Origin of the sequence: Gilliamella sp. wkB308, from assembly GCF_001690185.1 — a bacterium.
Lineage (GTDB): Bacteria > Pseudomonadota > Gammaproteobacteria > Enterobacterales > Orbaceae > Gilliamella > Gilliamella apicola_I.
Genome location: NZ_LZGN01000030.1, coordinates 1 through 1,748 on the forward strand (window position 1 = coordinate 1; position 1,748 = coordinate 1,748).

At 35.7% G+C, this 1,748-nt stretch carries 3 protein-coding genes; all 3 read left to right on the forward strand.

Going from position 1 to position 1,748, the window contains the following annotated elements:
• Positions 1-462: DUF6708 domain-containing protein (locus A9G10_RS12765; protein ID WP_179855807.1), on the forward strand; the 462-nt coding region annotated here is incomplete at its 5' end.
• Between the two features lie 57 nt (positions 463-519).
• Positions 520-1,389: a DUF6708 domain-containing protein gene (locus A9G10_RS04580; protein WP_065558443.1), complete on the forward strand. Its 870-nt coding sequence runs from the start codon at positions 520-522 to the stop codon at positions 1,387-1,389.
• Between the two features lie 57 nt (positions 1,390-1,446).
• Positions 1,447-1,748, forward strand: a 302-nt coding sequence (locus tag A9G10_RS04585) for a hypothetical protein (RefSeq protein WP_143425952.1), incomplete at its 3' end; no start/stop codon positions are given.

Here is a 1,748-nt window from a genome sequence, read left to right on the forward strand (position 1 = left end):
GCATGGCCACCGAGAAGAGCCTTTAAAGATTTAAACAAATTTCATATAAAAGTTTATGATTGGGAAAACTTTCATGGTGTATTACAAGGTTCGACAGTGGTCAATGTAAAAGGTGGTAGCTTTGAAAGTTATACGTTAATTGGGGCTGCTTGTGAGCCTAATAGTTATAAAGTGATTGAATATATTTATATCCGTGAAACGGATTGTTTTACGATGGATTGGCATTGGATTTGTCATTTTATGGGAAGGAACACAGATAAACCCTTAGACCAAGCAGGTTTAGAATACGTTGATTATAAACCTTGGGATGCCAAAACCTTTATGCAAGTCAAACCGAAGTTAAAAATAACCTCGAGACAAATTGAAGGGTTAGACAAAGCATCGAAAGCGGGCTCAAAAGAAGAGCTTGCTCAAATAGAAGAAGAGTATGAACTAACAAAAACCGTGTATCCGGTCGAATAATCCTGACGTTAGTTTAAAAAACGGAAAGCACAACAATCAGGATAGCAGGAGCAAAAAATGCCATCACGTTACAAACCACCAATTGTTTGTTGGAAAAGTGATTTATCTAAAGGGGGGGGGCCGGTTAAACGTCATGCTAATTATGTTGCATGTGCAACGGATAATTACCTTGAAATCTATCGTAAACGAAAAATTATCGGACCTTATATTGGATTTTTTTTATTGGGAGGTGGAGAAATTTCGGTTATTTTGGCTTTTTTTGTTTGTTTAAATCAAAATAATATTCCTTGGCTTGCCGTGATATTGTCATTTATTGCATCTTTAGGAGGAGGTCTGGTTGTTTATTTAACTTTTTTCACTCTTCTTTTTGGTCACTATGCCCCCGTAAGTAATCCAATTCGTTTTAATCGAAAAACAGGCAAGGTTTATCTTTACGAAGCGGTGGCAATGAAATGGATGTTTAAAGCATGGCCACCGAGAAGAGCCTTTAAAGATTTAAACAAATTTCATATAAAAGTTTATGATTGGGAAAACTTTTATGGCGTATTACAAGGTTCAACAGTGGTCAATGTAAAAGGCGGTAGCTTTGAAGATTATGCTTTAATTGGGGCTGTTTGTGAGCCTAATAGCTATAAATTGATTGAATATATTTATATTCGAAAAACAAATTGTTTTGCGGAGGACTGGGATTGGATCTGTAATTTTATGGGATCGGACATCGATAACTCCATAGACCAAGCAGGTTTAGAATACGTTGATTATAAACCTTGGGATGCCAAAACCTTTATGCAAGTCAAACCGAAGTTAAAAATCACCTCGAAACAAATTGAAGGGTTAGACAAGGCATCGAAAGCGGGCTCAAAAGAAGAGCTTGCTCAAATAGAAGAAGAGTATGAACTAACAAAAACCGTGTATCCGGTCGAATAATCCTCACGTTAGTTTAAAAAACGGAAAGCACAACAATCAGGATAGCAGGAGTAAAAAATGCCATCATGTTACAAACCACAAATTGTTTGTTGGAAAAGTGATTTATCTGACGGGGGCGGACCAGGGAATAAGCGTCGTGCTAATTATGTTGCATGTGCAACGGATAATTACCTTGAAATCTATCGTAAACGAAAAATTATCGGACCCTATTTTGGATTTTTTTTATTTGGTAGTGCAGAAATTTCGTTTATTTGGTTGTTTTTTTATTTCTTAAATGAAAATCGTATTGATTTATTCGTAATTATAATGTCGTTTGTTATATCTATAGTGGGAGGTTTGGTTGTTTATTTTATTCTTTT

Excerpts from the sequence above, each read along its gene's own strand:
- A9G10_RS04580 (WP_065558443.1), top strand. The coding sequence starts at position 520 with ATGCCATCACGTTACAAACCACCAATTGTTTGTTGGAAAAGTGATTTA.